This window comes from Amycolatopsis sp. 195334CR, assembly GCF_017309385.1.
Classification (GTDB): domain Bacteria; phylum Actinomycetota; class Actinomycetes; order Mycobacteriales; family Pseudonocardiaceae; genus Amycolatopsis.
In genome coordinates, this window is sequence record NZ_JAFJMJ010000001.1 from 1,027,101 (window position 1) to 1,048,482 (window position 21,382).

Annotated in this window: 14 protein-coding genes and 3 rRNA genes; 2 read left to right on the plus strand and 15 right to left on the minus strand. The window is 66.5% G+C overall.

The annotated features are described in order from the left end of the window. Positions 1 to 37: 37 nt before the first annotated feature. The 4 genes from JYK18_RS05145 to JYK18_RS05160 form a co-directional block, all read right to left on the minus strand. On the minus strand, positions 38 to 304 hold the full coding sequence (locus tag JYK18_RS05145) for a hypothetical protein (RefSeq protein ID WP_206801007.1): 267 nt from the start codon (positions 302 to 304) through the stop codon (positions 38 to 40). Next, a complete protein-coding gene (locus JYK18_RS05150) occupies positions 301 to 678 on the minus strand; it encodes a WhiB family transcriptional regulator (RefSeq protein ID WP_206801008.1) in 378 nt (125 codons plus the stop codon). The genes JYK18_RS05145 and JYK18_RS05150 overlap by 4 nt, the downstream gene beginning before the upstream one ends. A 114-nt stretch (positions 679 to 792) precedes the next feature. After that, entirely contained in the window at positions 793 to 1,095 is a 303-nt protein-coding gene (locus JYK18_RS05155) for a hypothetical protein (RefSeq protein WP_206801009.1), read from the minus strand. A 209-nt stretch (positions 1,096 to 1,304) separates the two neighbouring features. Beyond that, positions 1,305 to 3,389, minus strand: coding sequence for an ATP-dependent DNA helicase UvrD2 (locus JYK18_RS05160; RefSeq protein WP_206801010.1), 2,085 nt, complete (start codon positions 3,387 to 3,389; stop codon positions 1,305 to 1,307). Positions 3,390 to 3,440: 51 nt separating this feature from the next. On the opposite strand from JYK18_RS05160, the gene JYK18_RS05165 reads away from it, so the two are divergent. After that, positions 3,441 to 4,169 carry a DUF4191 domain-containing protein gene (locus tag JYK18_RS05165; protein WP_206801011.1) on the plus strand — a complete coding sequence of 243 codons (729 nt, stop codon included), beginning with the start codon at positions 3,441 to 3,443 and terminating at the stop codon, positions 4,167 to 4,169. Between the two features lie 404 nt (positions 4,170 to 4,573). Here JYK18_RS05165 and JYK18_RS05170 read toward each other — a convergent pair whose 3' ends face one another. Then, entirely contained in the window at positions 4,574 to 5,059 is a 486-nt protein-coding gene (locus JYK18_RS05170; RefSeq protein WP_206801012.1) for an RDD family protein, read from the minus strand. A 236-nt stretch (positions 5,060 to 5,295) separates the two neighbouring features. Here JYK18_RS05170 and glnA (JYK18_RS05175) point away from each other — a divergent pair, with 236 nt between their 5' ends. Further along, a complete protein-coding gene (gene glnA / locus JYK18_RS05175; protein ID WP_206801013.1) occupies positions 5,296 to 6,720 on the plus strand; it encodes a type I glutamate--ammonia ligase in 1,425 nt (474 codons plus the stop codon). A 63-nt stretch (positions 6,721 to 6,783) separates the two neighbouring features. Here glnA (JYK18_RS05175) and JYK18_RS05180 read toward each other — a convergent pair whose 3' ends face one another. From JYK18_RS05180 to JYK18_RS05225, 10 genes are all read right to left on the minus strand, one after another. Then, positions 6,784 to 7,215, minus strand: a complete 432-nt coding sequence (locus JYK18_RS05180) for a thioesterase family protein (RefSeq protein WP_206801014.1) — start codon at positions 7,213 to 7,215, stop codon at positions 6,784 to 6,786. A gap of 25 nt (positions 7,216 to 7,240) precedes the next feature. Next, positions 7,241 to 10,201 (minus strand): bifunctional [glutamine synthetase] adenylyltransferase/[glutamine synthetase]-adenylyl-L-tyrosine phosphorylase, encoded by a 2,961-nt coding sequence (locus JYK18_RS05185; RefSeq protein ID WP_206801015.1) that lies wholly within the window; start codon positions 10,199 to 10,201, stop codon positions 7,241 to 7,243. 40 nt (positions 10,202 to 10,241) lie between these two features. After that, positions 10,242 to 11,372 (minus strand): inorganic phosphate transporter, encoded by a 1,131-nt coding sequence (locus JYK18_RS05190; protein ID WP_206801016.1) that lies wholly within the window; start codon positions 11,370 to 11,372, stop codon positions 10,242 to 10,244. Positions 11,373 to 11,467: 95 nt separating this feature from the next. Further along, positions 11,468 to 12,223: a type 1 glutamine amidotransferase gene (locus JYK18_RS05195; protein ID WP_206801017.1), complete on the minus strand. Its 756-nt coding sequence runs from the start codon at positions 12,221 to 12,223 to the stop codon at positions 11,468 to 11,470. Positions 12,224 to 12,249: 26 nt separating this feature from the next. Continuing rightward, positions 12,250 to 13,089: a GNAT family N-acetyltransferase gene (locus JYK18_RS05200; protein ID WP_206801018.1), complete on the minus strand. Its 840-nt coding sequence runs from the start codon at positions 13,087 to 13,089 to the stop codon at positions 12,250 to 12,252. A gap of 179 nt (positions 13,090 to 13,268) precedes the next feature. Next, a 5S ribosomal RNA gene (rrf, locus tag JYK18_RS05205) occupies positions 13,269 to 13,385 on the minus strand. Positions 13,386 to 13,465: 80 nt separating this feature from the next. Further along, positions 13,466 to 16,586: ribosomal RNA gene (locus JYK18_RS05210) — 23S ribosomal RNA — on the minus strand. A 281-nt stretch (positions 16,587 to 16,867) separates the two neighbouring features. Further along, a 16S ribosomal RNA gene (locus JYK18_RS05215) occupies positions 16,868 to 18,384 on the minus strand. The 16S, 23S and 5S rRNA genes sit together here, the layout of an rRNA operon. A gap of 337 nt (positions 18,385 to 18,721) precedes the next feature. Continuing rightward, positions 18,722 to 20,065, minus strand: a complete 1,344-nt coding sequence (glnA, locus tag JYK18_RS05220) for a type I glutamate--ammonia ligase (protein WP_206801019.1) — start codon at positions 20,063 to 20,065, stop codon at positions 18,722 to 18,724. Between the two features lie 36 nt (positions 20,066 to 20,101). Next, positions 20,102 to 21,373 (minus strand): MFS transporter, encoded by a 1,272-nt coding sequence (locus JYK18_RS05225; RefSeq protein ID WP_206801020.1) that lies wholly within the window; start codon positions 21,371 to 21,373, stop codon positions 20,102 to 20,104. Between the last annotated feature and the right edge of the window lie 9 nt (positions 21,374 to 21,382).

Sequence of the window (21,382 nt, forward strand, 5' to 3'; positions counted from 1 at the left end):
CACCCGCGGGTGGTCACCGTGTTCTACTCCTGTCCGATCACCGGGTGGACCGGCGAACCTGCTTGGCGGCCCATCGGCCGATACGTCCGCTCCGGCGCGACGGACGGGCGTGGCGCCACGTCCGGTCACCGCGAGCGGTGACGTGCAGGTCCCGTATTCGGGCTCTGGCCAGCTCTTCATAAAGCAACATTTCGTTGATCTCCTTGATCATGGTTGGCGCGGGGTTCGGTCGGCCGAACTCCGTGTTGTGCTGGTTGTTCTCGTGACGACCGGTGGGGTCGGTCAGCGGGCCGGTGTCGGTCATGCCGCCTCGACTCCCTGGCGCATCGGCTTCTTGGCAGCAGCCGGGGCAGGGGCCTCGACGGGGTTCTTCCGCGGACGGCCACGGGGCCGCTTGCGCGCGACCACAGCGCCGCGCTCGAAGATCTCGCCGCCCCAGACGCCCCACGGCTCACGCCGGGCCAGTGCGCCCGCCAGGCAGGCCGCGCGGACCGGGCAGTCCACGCAGAGCACCTTGGCGCGCTCGAGTTCCGCCGGGGCCTCCGCGAACCAGAGGTCCGCGTCGCCGGAGCGGCACGGCAGGTCCCGTTCGGGCGAGGCAACGGCGTCCAGCAGGTCACCGACTCCGTACTCGTCGGGCAGAGCCTCCTCAGGCGCGAAGGCGATTGCCGAAGACATTCCCGTTCTCCTTGTGTAGTAAGGGTTTCTTGTTGTTTTGGACGTAAAAACACGAAGGCCGCGGATCCGATGTACGGTTCCGCGGCCTTCGTGAGCCTGCTCCTGACGGGACTGTCAGGGACCTCGCTCTATGAGGGGAGGCGGAACGTGCATCTGGGTCGGCTTGACGCCCTGGGCATCGGCGGTCGTCGGCAGGACATAGGTCGGCAGCGGCATCGGGAGCACATTCCCGATACCGGCCTCAGCGATGAACTCGGCGGCGCTGCGCCCACGGAAAACCTGTTCCGGAGCGATGGCGATCGAGTGGCGCTGAACGGCCGAGGACATACCGGTGCCGCGGCGCGCGCGAGCGTCCCGGCCGGCGGCGGCGCAGGACACAGTGGTGCCCGGGTTATCGTTCAAGAAGAAAATCTTCACGCCAGACACCTCCCATCCCCATCGCGGCGCTCGAGCCGAGCTCGGCAAGCCGGTTTTCTTCCGGGTGCTTCACCCGGGTACTTGCAGGTTATGGGCCACGGGGTGGCCGGGGCAACTTATTTTCGCGAAATTTCCCCGAACTGGCGAAAAAGGGCGCTGAACAGGGCTTATGCCCGAAAACTCGCCGGTGACCGAGCGCGCCGGTGCGGCTACGAGCCGACAGCCTCGCGCACCACCGCGAGGATCTCGGCACCGAACCGTTCGAGCTTGGTCTGGCCGATGCCGGAGATCGACACGAGCGAACTCTCGTCGACCGGGCACTGCTCGGCGATGGCGACCAACGTGGCATCGGTGAACACCACAAAAGCAGGAACCTTGAGTTCGCGCGACCGATTTCCGCGCCAGTACTTCAACCGGTCCAGCACCTGTTCGTCCACGGTGGACGGACAGCGGTCGCACCGGCCCAGCTTGATCGCCATCGTGCCGGTCAGCGGGCCGTCGCAGATCCGGCAAGCCTGCCGCTGGCCGGTAGAACGGACCTGCGCGCTCCGTGCGACGCGGGCGGCCGGGTGGTTTTCGGGCAGCAGGCCGTAGAGGAATCGGCTGCGGCGCCGGTTGCGCCCGTTCCGGAAGAGCGACCAGGTCAGCGAAAGATGCTCGCGCGCGCGGGTCACCCCCACGTAGAAGAGGCGCCGTTCCTCTTCGATCGCCGTTTCATCACCGTCGGCGTGTTGGATCGGCAGCGTTCCCTCGGCTAGGCCGACCAGGAACACCGCGTCCCATTCGAGGCCCTTCGCCGCGTGGAGGGACGCCAGCGTGACACCTTCGACGGTCGGCGGATGCTGGGCGGCGGCCCGCTGCTCCAGTTCCGCCACGTACCGGTCGAGGTCGGCGCCCTCCACCGTCGCGGCGAGTTCTTCGGCCAGCTCGACCAGGGCGAGCAGCGCGTCCCAGCGTTCCTTGGCCGCCCCGCCACCGGACGGCGGCTGCTCGGTGAGACCGACCGGCGCCAGCACCGCGCGCACCGAGTCGACGAACTCACCACGCTGCCCGGCCGCCGCCGCGCTCCGCAGCGCGATCACCGCCTGGCGGACCTCCTTGCGCTGGAAGAACCGTTCGCCGCCGCGGACCAGGTACGGGATGTTCAGCTCGGACAGCGCCTGCTCGTACGCCTCCGACTGGGCGTTCACGCGGTAGAGGATCGCGATCTCGCTGGCCGGCACGCCGAGCTCGAGCAGGTCGTGGATGCGGGCGGCGACGGACGTGGCCTCGGTTGTCTCGTCCTCGTACTCGGCGAACCGCGGCTCGGGGCCCTCCGGCCGCTGGCCGATCAGACGCAGCCGCGAACCGGCCGGACGGTTGCGGGCGGCGCCGATCACCTTGTTCGCCAGGGCCACCACCTGCGGCGTGGACCGGTAGTCGCGTTCCAGTCGGACCACGGTGGCGTCCGGGAAGCGACGGGTGAACTCCAGCAGCGGGCGCGGCGAGGCGCCACCGAAGGAGTAGATGGTCTGGTTGGCGTCGCCGACGACCGTCAAATCGTCGCGGCCGCCGAGCCAGGCGTCGAGCAGGCGCTGCTGCAGCGGCGTCACGTCCTGGTACTCGTCGACCACGAAGCAGCGGTAGCGGTCGCGGAACTCCTCGGCGACCGCGCTGTGCTCCTCGAGCGCGGCCACGGTGTGCAGCAGGAGGTCGTCGAAGTCGAGCATCCGCGCGTTGTTCTTGAGCTCCTCGTACCCGGCGTAAACCTGCGCGATCCGGTCTGCGGGTTCGGGCGTGTCGCGGCGGAGGCGGGTGACCACGGCCGGGTAGTCCTCGGCGGCGACGAGCGAGGCCTTCGCCCACTCGATTTCGCTGGCCAGGTCCCGGAGCACCTCGATCTCGGTGCCCAGCCCGGCGCGGTTGGCCGCCTGGCCGATCAGCCGGAGCTTGTTGTTGTCGATCAGGTCCCAGTGCGGCCCGCCGACGACGCGCGGCCAGAAGTAGCGGAGCTGCCGCAACGCGGCGGCGTGGAAGGTGCGGGCCTGCGCGCTCTCCACGCCGAGCCCGCGCAGCCGCGCCCGCAACTCGCCGGCGGCCCGGTTGGTGAAGGTGACAGCGAGTACCTGCCCGGCGGCCACATGACCGGATCGCACCAGGTGAGCGATACGGTGCGTGATCGTGCGGGTCTTGCCCGTACCGGCCCCGGCGAGCACGCAGACTGGGCCGCGCGGGGCTCCGGCGGCGGCGCGCTGTTCGGGGTCGAGCCCGTCGAGCAGGCCGGGCTTGGCTTCGGAGACGGATGCACTACCCACTCCCGCATCCTCGCAGATGCCTCGGGATGGCCCGCCCGTATCCTGGTGGTTATGGCCGGAAAGCTGGACAAGGAAGCCGCCAAGCAGGCGAAGAAGGAAAAGCGCGCGGCGAGCAAGGCTCGGCGCGGTCAGATCTTCGAGGCGTTCAAGATGCAGCGCCGCGAGGACAAGGCGCTCATCCCGTGGATGGTCGGCGCGATCCTGGTCGTCACCGGCGTGGTTTTCGGCATCGGCCTCCTGCTGGGCCTGGAGTGGGTCCTGCTGCCCATCGGCATCATGCTCGGCGTGCTCGCCGCGGTGATCATCTTCGGCAGGCGGGTGCAGAAGACCGTCTACTCGAAAGCCGACGGCCAGCCGGGTGCGGCCGCCTGGGCGTTGGACAACCTCCGCGGGCGGTGGCGGGTCACCCAGACGGTGGCGGCGACCACCCAGCTCGACGCGGTGCACCGGGTGCTCGGCGGTCCCGGCGTGGTGCTCGTGGCCGAAGGCGCGCCGCACCGGGTGAAGGGCCTGCTCGCGCAGGAGAAGAAGCGCGTGTCGCGGCTGGTCGGCGAGACCCCCATCTACGACATCGTGATCGGCCACGAGGAGAACCAGGTCCCGCTGCGCCGGCTCCAGAACTACCTGATGAAGCTGCCGCGGAACCTCAAGCCCGCCCAGGTGGATGCGCTCGAGGCGAAGCTGGCCGCGCTCGGCAACCGCGGTGCCGCCCTGCCGAAGGGCCCGATGCCGCAGGGCGCCAAGATGCGCAACGTCCAGCGCACGATCCGGCGCCGCTGACCGGAGGTCCGCCAGCCAGCCGACCGGTCCGAACGGCGGAAGCTCCGGCTGCCGGGTACGAGGCCAAACTCGGAGGCCAGGTCGCCGGGACCGCGCAGGCAGATGCGAGGCCAGACGCGGAGGCTGAGTCGCCGGGACCGCGCAGGCGAGGCCAAACGCGGACACCGGGTTGCCGGGACCGCGCAGGCGAGGCCAAACGCGGACACCGGCTCGCCGGGACCGCGCAGGCGGAGGCGAGGCCAGACGCGGAGGCTGGGTCGCCGGGACTACGCGGGCGGCGCGAAGCCGCAGACAGCAAGGGTCACCGGGACTGCGCAGGTGGGTACGAGGCCAGACGCGAAAGGGGAGCCCTCACGAACGAGTGAGGGCTCCCCTTTCGCGTGAGACGTGAGACGTGAGAGGTGTCAGCGGAGGCGAAGCACCGCGGTGCCGGTGGCGCGGTCCAGCAGGCTGCGGCCGTCCACGTTGCGCAGCGCGGCGGGCAGGATGAGGAACGTCAGCGCCCCCCGCACCACCGCGCGCCAGAGGCCGACCATCGCGGCACCGTCCAGGCGGGCCACCCGGATGCCGACGACGGCCATGCCCGGCGTGAACCCGAAGAACGAGACCGGCACCATGGTGATCACCGCCCAGACCACCACGCTCCACAGGTTGTACGACTCCATCACCGCCGCGTCGGCGAACTGCGGCTGGATGAACAACGACGTCAACAGCGACGCGAGCGCCAGGTCGATCAGCAGGCCGAGCAGGCGGCGACCCCCCGCGGCGATCGAACCGGGGCCGCTCTCCGGCAGGCCCAGGCGCTCACCGCGCCAGCGCTGGTTCTGCCCGTCGTCGGCGCCGCTCGCTTCGCGGGCCCCCGGCAGCCACTCTCCGGTCCATCTCGCCACCCGTCCAGGGTATGCGGGTGGCGCGCACCACGTCCGCCCTGGTCGACTATCCGATATCGCCGCACCCGTTAACACCGGCGAAACATACGGGTGACGGTCGGGCAACACCGCGCTTTTAGCGTGAGCCGAAGAGAGTAACGCGCGGCAGGCACCGGCGCCCGCGTGATCACGCTCTGAACGCGATGCGGCGACAACGCACGGCCGCCGGCAACGAGAATATGAAGGAGTTACCGAGGGTGTCCACTACTCCAGACGATGTCCAGCGCCTGATCGCCGATGAGGACGTGCAGTTCATCGACGTCAGGTTCTGCGACCTGCCCGGCGTGATGCAGCACTTCACCGTGCCGGCCAAGGCTTTCGACAGTGACGCCTTCGAAGAGGGCCTGGCATTCGACGGCTCGTCGGTGCGCGGCTTCCAGTCGATCCACGAGTCCGACATGCTGCTGCTGCCGGACGCCGCGACCGCGCGGATCGACCCGTTCCGCAAGCACAAGACGCTGTCGGTCAACTTCTTCGTGCACGACCCGTTCACCCGCGAGCCGTACAGCCGCGACCCGCGCAACATCGCGCGCAAGGCCGAGGAGTACATCGCCGAGTCCGGTGTGGCCGACACCGTCTTCTTCGGCGCGGAAGCCGAGTTCTACATCTTCGACTCGATCCGCTTCGACTCGGCGGAGAACGGCTCGTTCCACGAGATCGACTCGGTCGAGGGCTGGTGGAACACCGGCGCCGACGAAGAGGGCGGCAACCGCGGCTACAAGACCAAGTTCAAGGGCGGCTACTTCCCCGTCCCGCCGGTCGACCACTTCGCCGACCTGCGTGACGAGATCGTGCAGAAGCTGACCGGTTCCGGCTTCGAGATCGAGCGCGCGCACCACGAGGTGGGCACCGCCGGCCAGTCCGAGATCAACTACAAGTTCAACTCGCTGCTGCACGCCGCGGACGACCTGCAGCTGTTCAAGTACATCGTGAAGAACACGGTGTGGGAGAACGGCAAGACCGCCACCTTCATGCCGAAGCCCCTCTTCGGCGACAACGGCTCGGGCATGCACTGCCACCAGTCGCTGTGGAAGGACGGCGCGCCGCTGTTCCACGACGAGTCCGGTTACGCCGGCCTGTCCGACACCGCGCGCCACTACATCGGCGGCCTGCTCACGCACGCCCCGAGCCTGCTGGCCTTCACCAACCCGACGGTGAACTCCTACCACCGCCTGGTGCCGGGCTTCGAGGCGCCGGTCAGCCTGGTGTACTCGCAGCGCAACCGGTCGGCCTGCGTCCGCATCCCGATCACCGGCAACAACCCGAAGGCCAAGCGCGCCGAGTTCCGCTGCCCGGACTCCTCGGGCAACCCGTACCTGGCCTTCGCGGCGATGATGATGGCCGGCCTCGACGGCATCAAGAACAAGATCGAGCCGCCGGACCCCATCGACAAGGACCTCTACGAGCTGCCGCCCGAGGAGGCCAAGGACGTCAAGCTGGTCCCCGGCGACCTGGGCACCGTGCTCGACACGCTCGAGGCCGACCACGACTACCTGCTCGAAGGTGGCGTGTTCACCCCGGACGTGATCGACACCTGGATCTCCTACAAGCGTGAGCACGAGATCGACCCGCTGCGCCTGCGCCCGCACCCGTACGAGTTCTCGCTCTACTACGACGTGTAAGCCAGGCCGGCTACCGGTCCGCACCGGCGGTGAGGGTGGACAGCCACCCTTGCCGCCGGTGTTTCACGTTCCGAGCAGGACGTCCAGGTCGATGCCCGCCCGTTCCATCCGGCCGCGCGGGTCGTCGACCAACTTGCGGCGCTCCAGGTCCATCAGGCCCAGCGTGCAGGTGATCTCGGCGGCGAGCGTGCCGTCGACCTTGTGGATGTTCGAGTCCATGTGGAAGGTCTTGCCGCTGCCGAACTTGACCTCGCAGCTCACGTCCACGGAGTCACCGGCGCGGAGCTCCCGCCGGAAGATGATGTGCGATTCGAGCAGGACCGCGGCGAGCTTCGCCTCGCGCATGCCGGCGCCGAGCACGCCCGCCTTCTCCATCAGTTCGAGCCGGGCGACCTCGCCGTACGAGTGGTAGACGGCGTGGTTGAGGTGGCCAAGGGTGTCCAGCTCGTAGTGCCGCACCTTGATCCGTACTTTGAAGCTCTCGTGCTCGGTCACGCCCACACTCTAAACACGCCGCCGGTCACGGCTCGTAGAAGAGGCGTTCGACCACGGCGTGCGCCCGGCGGGTGGTGCGCCGGTAGAAGTCGAGGAACTCGCCGGGGTCGTCGTCCGCGGAGTAGCCGAACACCATGGCCACCGCGGACAGTTCGCGCCCGCTGCCCGGGATCTGGTCGACCGCCTTGCCGCGCACCAGCATGCCCGCGTTCCGCACCCGCGTCGCCAGCAACCACGCCTCGACCAGCGCTTCGACGTCTCCCTCCGAGGCCAGCTGCGCGTGCGCCATCGCGCGGAGCGCGTCCACTGTCGACGTGGTGCGCAGGCCGGGGAACTCGTGCGCGTACCGCAACTGGGCGAGCTGGGCCGTCCATTCGACGTCCGCGAGGCCACCGCGTCCGAGCTTGGTGTGGGTCGTCTTGTCGGCGCCCTTCGGCATCCGCTCGGTGTCGACGCGCGCCTTGATCCGCCGGACCTCGCGCACCTTCACGGCGTCGAGCCCGTCGGCCGGGTACCGCACCGGGTCGACCGCCTCGATGAACCGCTCACCGAGATCACTGTCCCCCGCGACGAACCGGGCCCGCAGCAGCGCCTGCGCTTCCCAGACCTCAGCCCATCGTGCGTAGTACGCGCGGTAGGACTCGAGTGTCCGGACCAGCGGGCCGTTGCGCCCCTCCGGTCGCAGGTTCGCGTCGACCTCCAGCGCCGGGTCCGAACTCGGCGCACCGAGCACCTTGCGGACGGTCTCGGCGACCGAGGAAGCGAACTTCACCGCCTCGGCGTCGGACGCGCCTTCGACCGGCTCGCACACGAAGAGGACGTCGGCGTCCGAGCCGTAGCCCAGTTCGGAACCGCCGAGGCGTCCCATGCCGATGACCGCGATCACCGCGGGCTCCGCGCCCAGCTCGGCGACCCGCTTCCGCGTCGCGGCCGCGAGCGTGCTCTGCAACACCGCGGCCCACACGCTCGACAGCGCTTCACAGACGTCGACGACGTCCATCAAGCCGAGTAGGTCGGCGCTGGCGACGCGCAGCAGTTCGTGCCGACGCAATGAACGCGCGGTGGTGACCGCCGCGTTGAGGCCGGGTTGACGCCGGACAGCCGCGCGCAACGACGTGGCGACCTCACGCGGCGAACGTCCGGCAAGCCGCTCCGGCGCCCCGAGCAGCTGAAGCACCTCGGGCGCGCGGACGAGCAGATCCGGCACCAGCTTCGAGGTGCCGAGCAGGAACGCCAGCCGCTCGACGACCGCGCCTTCGTCGCGGAGCACGCGCAGGTACCAGGGCGTTTCCGCGAGCGCCTCGGACACCTTCCGGTACGCGAGCAGGCCGCCGTCCGGGTCCGGCGTGTCGGCCAGGAGGTCGAGCAACACCGGCAACAGCGTCTGCTGGATCGACGCGCGGCGGGACATGCCCGAGGTCAGCGCCTTGATGTGCTGCAGCGCGCCATCGGGCGCGGCGTACCCGAGCGCGTTGAGCCTGCTCGCCGCTTCCTTGGTGGTCAGCCGCAGCGCGCCGGTCGGCACCCTGGCCACCGACTCCAGCAGCGGCCGGTAGAAGAGCTTCTCGTGCAGCCGGCGGATGCGCTGGCCGTGCCGCTTGAACTCGGCGACGAGCGCCTCGGCCTCCGAACGGCCGCGTGACGGGCGGATGCCGCTCGCGCGGGCGAGCCAGCGCAGTTCCGTGGTCTCCGACAGGTCGGGGAACAGGTGCGTTCGCAGCAGGCGCTTGAGCTGCAGCCGGTGCTCGATCGTGCGCAGGAACTCGTACGAGCCCTCCAGCTCGGCGGCGTCCGCGCGGCCGACGTACCCGCTTTCGCCGAGCGCCGCGAGAGCCTCCATTGTGGACGACGAGCGCAGGTCGGGATCGACCCGGCCGTGGACGAGTTGCAGCAGCTGCACCGCGAACTCCACGTCGCGCAGGCCACCGCGGCCCAGCTTCAGCTCGCGTTCGACCAATTCGGACGGAACGTGCCCCTCGACCCGGCGGCGCATGCGCTGCACGTCGGCGACGAAGTTCTCCCGTTCCGCGGCGGCCCAGACCATCGGCGCGACCAGCTCGCAGTACTGGCGGCCGAGTTCCTCGTCCCCGGCCACCGCCCTGGCCTTGAGCAACGCCTGGAACTCCCAGGTCCGCGCCCACTTCTTGTAGTAGCCGTCGTGCCCGTCGAGCGTGCGGACGAGCGCGCCGGCCTTGCCCTCCGGCCGCAGCGCCGCGTCCACCTCGAAGCAGGCCTTGCCGACCACGCCCATCATCTTGCTGGCGATCCGGGTGGCGACCTGGATGTCGCCGTCACCGACAAAAACCACGTCGACGTCGCTGACGTAGTTGAGTTCGCGCCCACCGCACTTGCCCATCGCGATCACCGCGAGCTGGGCGCGCTCGGGACCGTTCGTCTCGGCCGCGGCGATCACCAGGCCGGCGCGGAGCGCGGCCTCGGCGAGCGCGGTCAGCCGATGGGTGATCTCGGTGTACGTCGACGCGCCGAGTTCGGGATCGACGAGGTGTCCGAGATCGGCTGCCGCGATCTCCAGCAGCAGACCGCGGTAGCCAGCGCGGAGTGCCTGCTCCGCCTCGGCGTTCTTCAGCCCTTCGACGGCCGTGACCAGTTCCTCGGTGTACTTGTTCTCGGCGGTGACCTTGCGGTTGGTCAGTCGTCGCCACTGGTCGGGCGCGCCGACGAGGAAGTCCGCCAGCGCGCTGGACGTGCCGAGGACCGCCAGCAACCGCCCGCGGAGGAACGAGTTCTCGCGCAGGGCGTCGGCCAGCTCCGCCCAGGTCCCTTCGTCGGCCTCGCGAAGCCGGTCGAGACCGTGCACAGCGAGGTCGGCGTCGGGCGCGCGCGACAAGGCATGGAGCACACCGTCAGCGCCTTCGGCCGGGCCCGTTTCGGACCACAGGCCGACGGCGCGCAGCTGCTCCTCGGCGCGGTCGTCGGTGAAACCGAAGCGCGCCACGGACGCTTTCGAGCGGGATCGGTCAGCCATCGCCCCCAACCGTAGCCCCTCGACCGGGGCCGCAGCCCGCTCAGGCGGGCAGGCGGTCCGGCGTGTGGTCGGCGGGCGTGGGCTCCGGGACGTGGAAGTTGTGGGCGGTGATCGGCTTGCGCCGCGAGAGCAGGTAGATGCCGAGCCCGATCAGCACGCCGGCCACCCCGACCCCGATGGTGCCCGCGGTGCCGAGCGAGGAGATCTTGCCCGCGATCGCGCCAACGACGCCGGCCGCGGGCAGGGTGAGCATCCAGGCGAGCACCATGCGACCGGCGAGCCGCCAGCGCACGGGCGCGCCGCGCCTGCCGACACCGGAGCCCAGCACGCCGCCCGAGCACACGTGCGTGGTCGAGAGCGGGAAGCCGAAGTGCGACGAGGTCAGGATGACCGCGGCCGAACTGGTCTGCGCGGCGAAGCCCTGCGGTGGCTCGATGTCGGTCAGGCCCTTGCCGAGGGTGTAGGTGATCCGCCAGCCACCGAGGTAGGTCCCGAGCGCGAGCGCCAGCGCGGCGCTGATGATCACCCAGGTCGGCGGGGCCGATCCCGGCGCCAGGCTGCCCGCGCTGACCAGGGTCAGCGTGATGATGCCCATCGTCTTCTGCGCGTCGTTCGTCCCGTGCGCCAGCGAGACCGCGGAAGCCGAGAAGATCTGTCCGATGCGGAATCCGGAGCCGCCCGATCTCCCCCGCAGGAAGCGGTAAACCAGGTAGGTGGCACCCGCCGCGACCAGCCCCGCGATCACCGGCGACGCCACGGCGGGCAGCACGACCCGCTCGAGGATCCGTCCGAATCGGACACCGTCGGTGCCGACGGACACCCAGGTCGCCCCGATCAGGCCGCCGAACAACGCGTGCGACGAGCTCGACGGCAGTCCGGCGAACCAGGTGACCAGATTCCAGACGATGGCTCCGATCAACCCGCCGAAGATGATCTCCGGCCCGATTCTGGTCTCGTCCACCAGACCGGACGAAATCGTCTTGGCGACTTCGACGGACAGGAAGGCACCGGCGAGGTTCAGCACAGCGGACAGCGCGACGGCCGTTTTGGGCCGGAGCGCACCGGTGGCGATGGTGGTCGCCATGGCGTTCGCTGTGTCGTGGAACCCGTTGGTGAAATCGAAGACCAACGCCGTGGTGACCACGACGATGATGAGCAGCGTGGGGTCCACCCCGACCTCCGACCACGTTTACGGCTTACTTGCGCAACGTACCTGACGTTGGTCGTTCACCGTTAAGCCGCCGTACACGTGGCCGACATCTTGGCTTATACCAGGGGCAATGTCCGAGTCGGATCCGCCGCCGGTTCCAGCTGTCCTTGCGCCAGACGGACGAACCGCTCCGCGAAGGGCTGCCACGTTTCGGCGATGTCGGCGTGCACCCGGGTGAGGGTCTCGATTTCGAATGCACCCTCTCGGGCCAGCGCGGCGAGCTCGGGGGCGTCGCGCGCCCAGGCCAGCACCACGTCGTTGGTGGTCTCGATGTGGAATTGAACGCCGTAAACGCAGCGGTTCAGGCGAAATGCCTGGTTCGGGTAGGACGGTGCCGACGCGAGCAGTTCGGCACCCGGCGGCAGCCGGTGGATGCTGTCCTGGTGGAACTGCATGACATCCGGCACGAGCGGCAGTTCGGCGAACAGCGGATCCATCCAGGCGACGTCCTTCTTGGACACCAGCCGGCCGCCGATCTCCGCGCCGTGCTCGGACCGGCCGACCGTGCCGCCGGTGGCCACCGCGAGCAGCTGCGCGCCGAGGCAGATCGCCAGCGTCGGCAGGCCGGCACCGGTGGCGGACGCGAGGAGGCGGCGCACGTCGGCGAGCCACGGGTGGTTGCGGTCGTCCTCGGCGTCCATGCCGCCGCCGAGCACCACGAGGCCCTGGTAGCCGTCGAGGTTCTCGGGCAGGGAGTCGCCGGGCGGCAGCCGGAGGTCCAGCTCCGCCCCGGCGCCGGTGAGCCAGTCGCCGAGCGGCCCGATCGGGTCGGACTCGTCGGGCTGGATGACCAGCAAACGCGTGGGTTCCATGGTTACCAAGGTAGGGCAGGCCGTGGTCAGTGCCGCAGGGGTTCCCCGGTGAACTTCACCTCGAGGTAGCTGTCGACGTACTGGTAGCCGAGGCGCTGGTAGATCCGGTTGCTGACCGGGTTCGCGTCGTCGGTGAACAGCGTGACGTGCTTGATGCCCGACTCCTGCGCGCGGCGGGAGACCCCCGCGGTGACGGCGGCCGCGTACCCGTGGCCGCGCTGGTCGGGCGGGGTGTAGACGAAGCCGATCCTGGTCATGTCGGCCTCGGGCACCCGGGAGAACGCCATGGACACCGGCTCGCCGTCGACGCACCACAACCCGAAAACGTTCCCGGCGGCCACCTGCGCGGCGAGTACCTGTTCGGGGTTCTGCTCCGGGGGCACGTAGGTGACGGCCTCGGCCAGGAACTCGGCTCGCCAGCGCAGGAGGATGTCGGTGTCGCCGGCGGTGGCTAAGCGGAACTCGCCTCGGACGCCCTCCGGGTCGACGAGCGTGCCGAGCTCGTAGACGCGCTGGCGGAAGCCGTACTCGGGGGTGAGGCCGAGGTTCGTGGACCAGGCGTGGCTGAACGCCTCGACCTCGGGCACGGTCGCCGACGCGCCGGGGAGCTTCGCGCCGGCCTCGGCGAGGGCGTCGGCCACGAGCTGGGCCGCGTCGGCGGGCAACCCGCTGACCATGGCAGGCCAGCCGCGGTCCGCGACCAGGGCGCCGTGCAGCCGATCGCCGTCGTGCACGGTCACCATCGCCTCGGCCTGGCCGCGGGTGCGGGCGCTCGCCACCGCGGTCAGCGCCCCGGTGTGACGAACGGGATCGGCACCGAAGACCGCCGCGGCGGGCTCGGCGAAGGACTCGAAACTGGTGTGCACCCGGGCTTCCACCCCGCCACTGTGTCAGCGGCGGCGTCGGCGGTGCCAGCGAAATACCGCCCGCGTAGGGACAAGTGGGTGAGGCTGTCGCGTGCGTCGTTGGGCGAAGGTGACCGGAGCACAAAAAAAGAGCGTGGCCCCGGACCATCAGGTCCAGGGCCACGCTCTTGTTAAGTTAAGTTCGGCGGCGTCCTACTCTCCCACACCCCTTCGAGTGCAGTACCATCGGCGCTGGCAGGCTTAGCTTCCGGGTTCGGAATGGGACCGGGCGTTTCCCCGCCGCTATAACCACCGAAACACTACGAAACAACCAACCGGTGTTAACACATGCTCTGGTGTGGTGTTTCAGAGCCGTAGAGTGGATGCGAAGCACCTTTGTAGCAAGTCCTCGGCCTATTAGTACCAGTCAACTCCACACATTACTGCGCTTCCATTTCTGGCCTATCAACCCAATCGTCTCTTGGGGGCCTTAACCCACAAAGGGGTGGGATACCTCATCTAGGAACAGGCTTCCCGCTTAGATGCCTTCAGCGGTTATCCCTTCCGAACGTAGCTAACCAGCCATGCCACTGGCGTGACAACTGGCATACCAGAGGTTCGTCCGTCCCGGTCCTCTCGTACTAGGGACAGCCTTCCGCAAGTATCCTACGCGCGCGGCGGATAGGGACCGAACTGTCTCACGACGTTCTAAACCCAGCTCGCGTGCCGCTTTAATGGGCGAACAGCCCAACCCTTGGGACCTACTCCGGCCCCAGGATGCGACGAGCCGACATCGAGGTGCCAAACCATGCCGTCGATATGGACTCTTGGGCAAGATCAGCCTGTTATCCCCGGGGTACCTTTTATCCGTTGAGCGACACCCCTTCCACCAGGTGGTGCCGGATCACTAGTCCCGACTTTCGTCCCTGCTCGACCTGTCAGTCTCACAGTCAAGCTCCCTTGTGCACTTACACTCAACACCTGATTGCCAACCAGGCTGAGGGAACCTTTGGGCGCCTCCGTTACTCTTTGGGAGGCAACCGCCCCAGTTAAACTACCCATCAGGCACTGTCCCTCACCCAGATCATGGGCGTAGGTTCAGATTCCCAATCCGGCCAGAGTGGTATTTCAACAACGACTCCACACCCACTAGCGTGAGCGCTTCACAGTCTCCCACCTATCCTACACAAACCGAACCGAAAACCAATACCAAACTATAGTAAAGGTCCCGGGGTCTTTCCGTCCTGCCGCGCGTAACGAGCATCTTTACTCGTAATGCAATTTCGCCGGGCCTGTGGTTGAGACAGCCGGAAAGTCGTTACGCCATTCGTGCAGGTCGGAACTTACCCGACAAGGAATTTCGCTACCTTAGGATGGTTATAGTTACCACCGCCGTTTACTGGCGCTTAAATTCTCAGCTTCACCCCCCAAAAGGGAGTTAACCGGTCCTCTTAACGTTCCAGCACCGGGCAGGCGTCAGTCCGTATACATCGAATTACTTCTTCGCACGGACCTGTGTTTTTAGTAAACAGTCGCTTTCCGCTGGTCTCTGCGGCCACCCACCCCTAGCCTGTAAAAAGCTTCAGGATGTTTGGCCCCCCTTCTCCCGAAGTTACGGGGGCATTTTGCCGAGTTCCTTAACCACAGTTCACCCGATCGCCTTAGTATTCTCTACCTGACCACCTGTGTTGGTTTGGGGTACGGGCCGTGCACGCACTCGCTAGAGGCTTTTCTCGGCAGCATAGGATCACTCTACTTCACCTCAATCGGCTACGCATCACGTCTCAGCCTCATGAGCGGCGGATTTACCTACCACTCGGCCTACACGCTTACACCAGTACTACCATTCACTGGCGGAGCTACCTTCCTGCGTCACCCCATCACTTGACTACTACAGAATCAGGCCCCACGCTCCACAATGACGCTCCATCCGAAGACTTCACATCACGCTTTGGGTGGTTAGTATCAACTGCCTCATCAGGGACGCACGTGCTCGGGTACGGGAATATCAACCCGTTGTCCATCGACTACGCCTGTCGGCCTCGCCTTAGGTCCCGACTTACCCTGGGCGGATTAGCCTGGCCCAGGAACCCTTGGTCATCCGGCGGCAGAGTTTCTCACTCTGCATTCGCTACTCATGCCTGCATTCTCACTCCCACACCCTCCACCGCTGGTTTACACCGCGGCTTCCCTGGATGCAGGACGCTCCCCTACCCATCAACACGACTACACAACGCTCCGAAGAGCGAAGCGGATCAAATGTGTCAATGACACAGCTTCGGCGGTGTGCTTAAGCCCCGCTACATTGTCGGCGCAGGACCACTTGACCAGTGAGCTATTACGCACTCTTTCAAGGGTGGCTGCTTCTAAGCCAACCTCCTGGTTGTCTGGGCAATCCCACATCCTTTCCCACTGAGCACACACTTAGGGGCCTTAGCTGGTGTTCTGGGCTGTTTCCCTCTCGACGACGAAGCTTATCCCCCGCCGTCTCACTGCCGCACTCTCACTTCTCGGTATTCGGAGTTTGGTTGACTTCGGTAACCCGGTAAGGCCCCTAGGCCATCCAGTAGCTCTACCCCCAAGAAGAAACATGCGACGCTGCACCTAAATGCATTTCGGGGAGAACCAGCTATCACGGAGTTTGATTGGCCTTTCACCCCTACCCACAGCTCATCCCCTCAGTTTTCAACCTAAGTGGGTTCGGGCCTCCACACCGTCTTACCGGCGCTTCACCCTGGCCATGGGTAGATCACTCCGCTTCGGGTCTAGACCACGCGACTCAAAACGCCCTATTCAGACTCGCTTTCGCTACGGCTACCCCACACGGGTTAACCTCGCCACGCAGCACTAACTCGCAGGCTCATTCTTCAAAAGGCACGCCATCACCCTTCACAAGGCTCTGACGGCTTGTAAGCACACGGTTTCAGGTACTCTTTCACTCCCCTCCCGGGGTACTTTTCATCTTTCCCTCACGGTACTAGTCCGCTATCGGTCACCAGGAAGTATTTAGGCTTACCGGGTGGTCCCGGCAGATTCACAGCAAATTCCACGAGCTCGCTGCTACTCGGGAACACCATCACACAACACCCACACAGTTTTCGCGTACGGGACTCTCACCCACTCCGGTCCACCATCCCAGGTGATTCCACTAACCATGCAGCATCGCGCCAGAAATGTCAGTTTCTGGAAGACAGGTCCCACAACACCGCACACACAACGCCTGACAGCTTGACATGCGCACGGTTTAGCCTCATCCGCTTTCGCTCGCCACTACTCACGGAATCACGGTTGTTTTCTCTTCCTACGGGTACTGAGATGTTTCACTTCCCCGCGTTCCCTCCACACACCCTATATATTCAGGTGCGGGTAACACCACATCACTGGTGCTGGGTTTCCCCATTCGGACACCCTCGGATCTCAGCTCGGTTGACAGCTCCCCGAGGCTTATCGCAGCCTCCCACGTCCTTCATCGGCTCCTGATGCCTAGACATCCACCATGTGCTCTTAACAACTTGACCACAAAGATGCTCGCATCCACTCTACAGTTCTCAAACACCACACCAGAAACAACACCAGCGTGCTGCCTCAGGACCCAACAGCGTGCCAGCAAACAATCTCAAACCCAGCACCCACGACCGCGTTCCACGCTCCGAAGAGCAGTACTAACCATCGCCGGCACCCAGCCATCGACCATAACCAGTAGTTCCACAATTCCTTGAGCAACCAAGGCAAGTACACGTACGGCACTTACACCCTGGCCACTCCCAACCACGATGGGCCGGGATGTGTTGCTCCTTAGAAAGGAGGTGATCCAGCCGCACCTTCCGGTACGGCTACCTTGTTACGACTTCGTCCCAATCGCCAGTCCCACCTTCGACCACTCCCTCCCCGAAGGGTTGGGCCATGGGCTTCGGGTGTTACCGACTTTCATGACGTGACGGGCGGTGTGTACAAGGCCCGGGAACGTATTCACCGCAGCGTTGCTGATCTGCGATTACTAGCGACTCCGACTTCACGCAGTCGAGTTGCAGACTGCGATCCGAACTGAGACCGGCTTTAAGGGATTCGCTCCACCTCACGGTATCGCAGCCCTCTGTACCAGCCATTGTAGCATGTGTGAAGCCCTGGACATAAGGGGCATGATGACTTGACGTCATCCCCACCTTCCTCCGAGTTGACCCCGGCAGTCTCCCACGAGTCCCCGGCCGAACCGCTGGCAACATAGGATAAGGGTTGCGCTCGTTGCGGGACTTAACCCAACATCTCACGACACGAGCTGACGACAGCCATGCACCACCTGTACACCAACCACAAGGGAAGCCCTATCTCTAGGGATGTCTGGCGCATGTCAAGCCCAGGTAAGGTTCTTCGCGTTGCATCGAATTAATCCACATGCTCCGCCGCTTGTGCGGGCCCCCGTCAATTCCTTTGAGTTTTAGCCTTGCGGCCGTACTCCCCAGGCGGGGCGCTTAATGCGTTAGCTACGGCACGGACAACGTGGAATGTCGCCCACACCTAGCGCCCAACGTTTACAGCGTGGACTACCAGGGTATCTAATCCTGTTCGCTCCCCACGCTTTCGCTCCTCAGCGTCAGTATCGGCCCAGAGACCCGCCTTCGCCACCGGTGTTCCTCCTGATATCTGCGCATTTCACCGCTACACCAGGAATTCCAGTCTCCCCTACCGAACTCAAGTCTGCCCGTATCGACCGCAAGCTGAAGGTTAAGCCTCCAGTTTTCACGGCCGACGCGACAAACCGCCTACGAGCTCTTTACGCCCAATAATTCCGGACAACGCTCGCACCCTACGTATTACCGCGGCTGCTGGCACGTAGTTAGCCGGTGCTTCTTCTACAGGTACCGTCAGTCACCCTTCGTCCCTGTCGAAAGAGGTTTACAACCCGAAGGCCGTCATCCCTCACGCGGCGTCGCTGCATCAGGCTTGCGCCCATTGTGCAATATTCCCCACTGCTGCCTCCCGTAGGAGTCTGGGCCGTGTCTCAGTCCCAGTGTGGCCGGTCGCCCTCTCAGGCCGGCTACCCGTCGTCGCCTTGGTGGGCCATTACCCCACCAACAAGCTGATAGGCCGCGGGTTCATCCCATACCGCCGGAGCTTTCCACCACACACCATGCGATGCGCAGTCATATCCGGTATTAGACCCCGTTTCCAGGGCTTATCCCAAAGTACAGGGCAGATTACCCACGTGTTACTCACCCGTTCGCCACTAATCCACCCCGAAGGGCTTCATCGTTCGACTTGCATGTGTTAAGCACGCCGCCAGCGTTCGTCCTGAGCCAGGATCAAACTCTCCAACAATGAATTTGATCTAGACTATTCTAGTTTCTCAAAGGAAACCCCGACGAGGGGGTTTCAATATAAGCTCTACTGGCTTAGTTCACTAGCACACTGTTGAGTTCTCAAGCAACACACTAAATTGTCTGGCAGTGCCTCCAGGGCAAAGTTCAACCAACCGCTTCGATCGTAGTCGTTGGGGTTGGCCTTCCCATCCTGGGGGCCGTCGCAGTACGTTACCCGGTCCGGTTCGCGGAGTCAACCCCCGCTCGGCCCTGCCTCGTTCCTGGCGACGAAGAGAAGATTACATGGTCTCCAACCCCCCGGAAACAGGGGGGTCCCTTAAGGGTGTTTCCGCAGGTCAGAGCACAGGGAGCAGGGTTCGGAGCTCGTACGGCGTGACCGCGCTCCGGTAGTTGTCCCACTCGACGCGCTTGTTCCGGAGGAAGAAGTCGTAGACGTGCTCCCCGAGCGCCTCGGGCAGCAGCTCCGAACGCTCCATCTCGGACAGCGCCTCGCCCAGGTTCTGCGGCAGGTTCTTGTAGCCGGCCGCGCGGCGCTCGGCGTCGGACAGCGACCAGATGTTGTCCTCGGCGGGTGCGGGCAGCTCGTAGCCCTCGGCGATGCCCTTCAGCCCGGCGGCCAGGATCACCGAGTAGGCCAGGTACGGGTTGCACGCCGAGTCCAGCGTGCGGATCTCCACCCGGCGCGAGGACGCCTTGCCCGGCGAGTACATCGGCACGCGCACCAGCGCGGACCGGTTCGACCGGCCCCACGAGACCGTCGTCGGCGCCTCTCCCCCGCTGATCAGGCGCTTGTACGAGTTCACCCACTGGTTGGTCACCGCGGAGATCTCACGCGCGTGGTGCAGCACGCCCGCGACGAAGGCCTTGCCGGTGTCCGACAGCTCGTGCGGGTCCTCCGGGTCGTAGAAGGCGTTGCGATCGCCTTCGAACAGGCTCACGTGCGTGTGCATGCCCGAGCCCGGCTGGCTGGTGAACGGCTTCGGCATGAAGGTGGCCCGCACCCCCTGGGTCAGCGCCACCTCCTTGACCACGTACCGGAAGGTCATCACGTTGTCGGCCATGGTCAGCGCGTCGGCGTAGCGGAGGTCGATCTCCTGCTGGCCGGGCGCGCCCTCGTGATGGCTGAACTCCACCGAGATGCCCATCGCCTCGAGCGTCTCGATGGCGTGGCGCCGGAAGTGCGTCGCGGTGGCGTGGCTGGCCTGGTCGAAGTACCCGCCGTTGTCCGCGGGCTCCGGCTCGGTGCCGTCCTCCGGCAGGTTCGAGAGCAGGAAGAACTCGATCTCGGGGTGCACGTAGCAGGTGAACCCGGCCTCGCCCGCCTTCGACAGCTGGCGGCGCAGCACGTGCCGGGGGTCGGCCCACGACGGCGAACCGTCCGGCATCGCGATGTCGCAGAACATCCGGGCCGAGTACGGCGCGCCCTCGGGCGTTTCCCACGGCAGCACCTGGAAGGTGGCCGGGTCGGGCTTGGCGACCATGTCCGACTCGTAGACCCGCGCGAACCCCTCGATCGCGGACCCGTCGAAGCCGATCCCCTCGCTGAACGCCCCCTCCAGCTCGGCGGGCGCGACCGCCACCGACTTGAGGAACCCGAGCACGTCGGTGAACCAGAGCCGCACGAAACGGATGTCCCGTTCTTCAAGCGTGCGCAGCACGAACTCCTGCTGGCGATCCATGGCCGCACCCTAAACGGATCGTGTTAACGGCGTGTTTCAGGGCACCCGGAGGCGTGGCACGGCGATCGACATCACGGCGGCGAGCACGCACAGCCCGCCGGCGACCAGCCACGCCAGGTCGTAGCTGCCCTGCAGATCACGGGTCAGCCCGGCGCCGAACGCCGCCAGCGCGGCCCCGACCTGGTGCGACGCGAACACCCAGCCGAACGCGATGGGCGCGGCGTCGCCGAACTTCTCGCGGCACAGCGCCACGGTCGGCGGCACGGTGGCGATCCAGTCGAGCCCGTAGAAGATGATGAACACCCACATGCTCGGCTCCACGCCCGGCGCGAACAGCGAGGGCAGGATCATCAGCGACAGCCCGCGCAGCGTGTAGTACGCGCCGAGCAGGATCCGCGGATTCACCCGATCGGTGAGCCAGCCGGACAGGATCGTGCCCGCCACGTCGAAGATGCCGACCAGGGCGAGCAGCGAGGCCGCCGTGGTGTGCGGCATGCCGTGGTCGTGCGCGGCGGTGACGAAGTGCGTGCCGACCAGGCCGTTGGTGGACGCCCCGCAGATCGCGAACCCGCCCGCGAGCAGCCAGAACGTCCTCGTCCGCGCGGCGTCGCGCAGGGTGCGCAGGGCACGGGCCGCGCTGCTGCCGGTGACCGGCGCGGCGGAGACCTCGGGTTCGCCGCCGTAGGCCGTGGTGCCGACGTCGGTGGGGTGGTCGTGCAGGAACAACACCACCAGCGGGACCACCGCGAGCGCGGCCAGCGCGACCACGATGGACGCGGTGCGCCAGCCGTATTCGGTGGCGAGCGCGGCCACCAGCGGGAGGAAGATCAGCTGGCCGGTGGCGCCCGCCGCGGTCAGGATGCCGCTGACCAGGCCGCGGCGGTGCACGAACCACCGGCCGGTGACGGTGGCCACGAAGGCCATCGACATCGAGCCGGTGCCGACGCCGACCAGCACGCCCCAGAGCAGCTGCAGCTGCCAGGACGCGGTCATGAAGACGGTGAGCCCGCTGCCGAGGGCGACCAGGGTGAGCGCCCAGGCGACCACGCGGCGCATGCCGAGCCGGTCCATCAGCGCGGCGGCGAACGGGGAGATCAGCCCGAACAGCACGAGGTTGATCGAGACGGCCGCGCCGATCGTGCCGCGCGCCCAGCCGAACTCGGCGTGCAGCGGGTCGATCAGCACGCTCGGCACGGACCGGAAACCCGCCGCGCCGATCAGGGTCACGAACGCGACGGCCGCCACCACCCAGGCGCGGTGCAGCCGGTGGGTGCGCTGTTGGAGTTGAGTCACGCCGATCAGTTTCATGAAGTTTCG

Excerpts from the sequence above, each read along its gene's own strand:
- JYK18_RS05145 (WP_206801007.1), bottom strand. The coding sequence starts at position 304 with ATGACCGACACCGGCCCGCTGACCGACCCCACCGGTCGTCACGAGAAC.
- JYK18_RS05150 (WP_206801008.1), bottom strand. The coding sequence starts at position 678 with ATGTCTTCGGCAATCGCCTTCGCGCCTGAGGAGGCTCTGCCCGACGAG.
- JYK18_RS05165 (WP_206801011.1), top strand. The coding sequence starts at position 3,441 with ATGGCCGGAAAGCTGGACAAGGAAGCCGCCAAGCAGGCGAAGAAGGAA.
- JYK18_RS05185 (WP_206801015.1), bottom strand. The coding sequence starts at position 10,201 with ATGGCTGACCGATCCCGCTCGAAAGCGTCCGTGGCGCGCTTCGGTTTC.
- JYK18_RS05195 (WP_206801017.1), bottom strand. The coding sequence starts at position 12,223 with ATGGAACCCACGCGTTTGCTGGTCATCCAGCCCGACGAGTCCGACCCG.
- glnA (WP_206801019.1), bottom strand. The coding sequence starts at position 20,065 with ATGGATCGCCAGCAGGAGTTCGTGCTGCGCACGCTTGAAGAACGGGAC.
- JYK18_RS05225 (WP_206801020.1), bottom strand. The coding sequence starts at position 21,373 with ATGAAACTGATCGGCGTGACTCAACTCCAACAGCGCACCCACCGGCTG.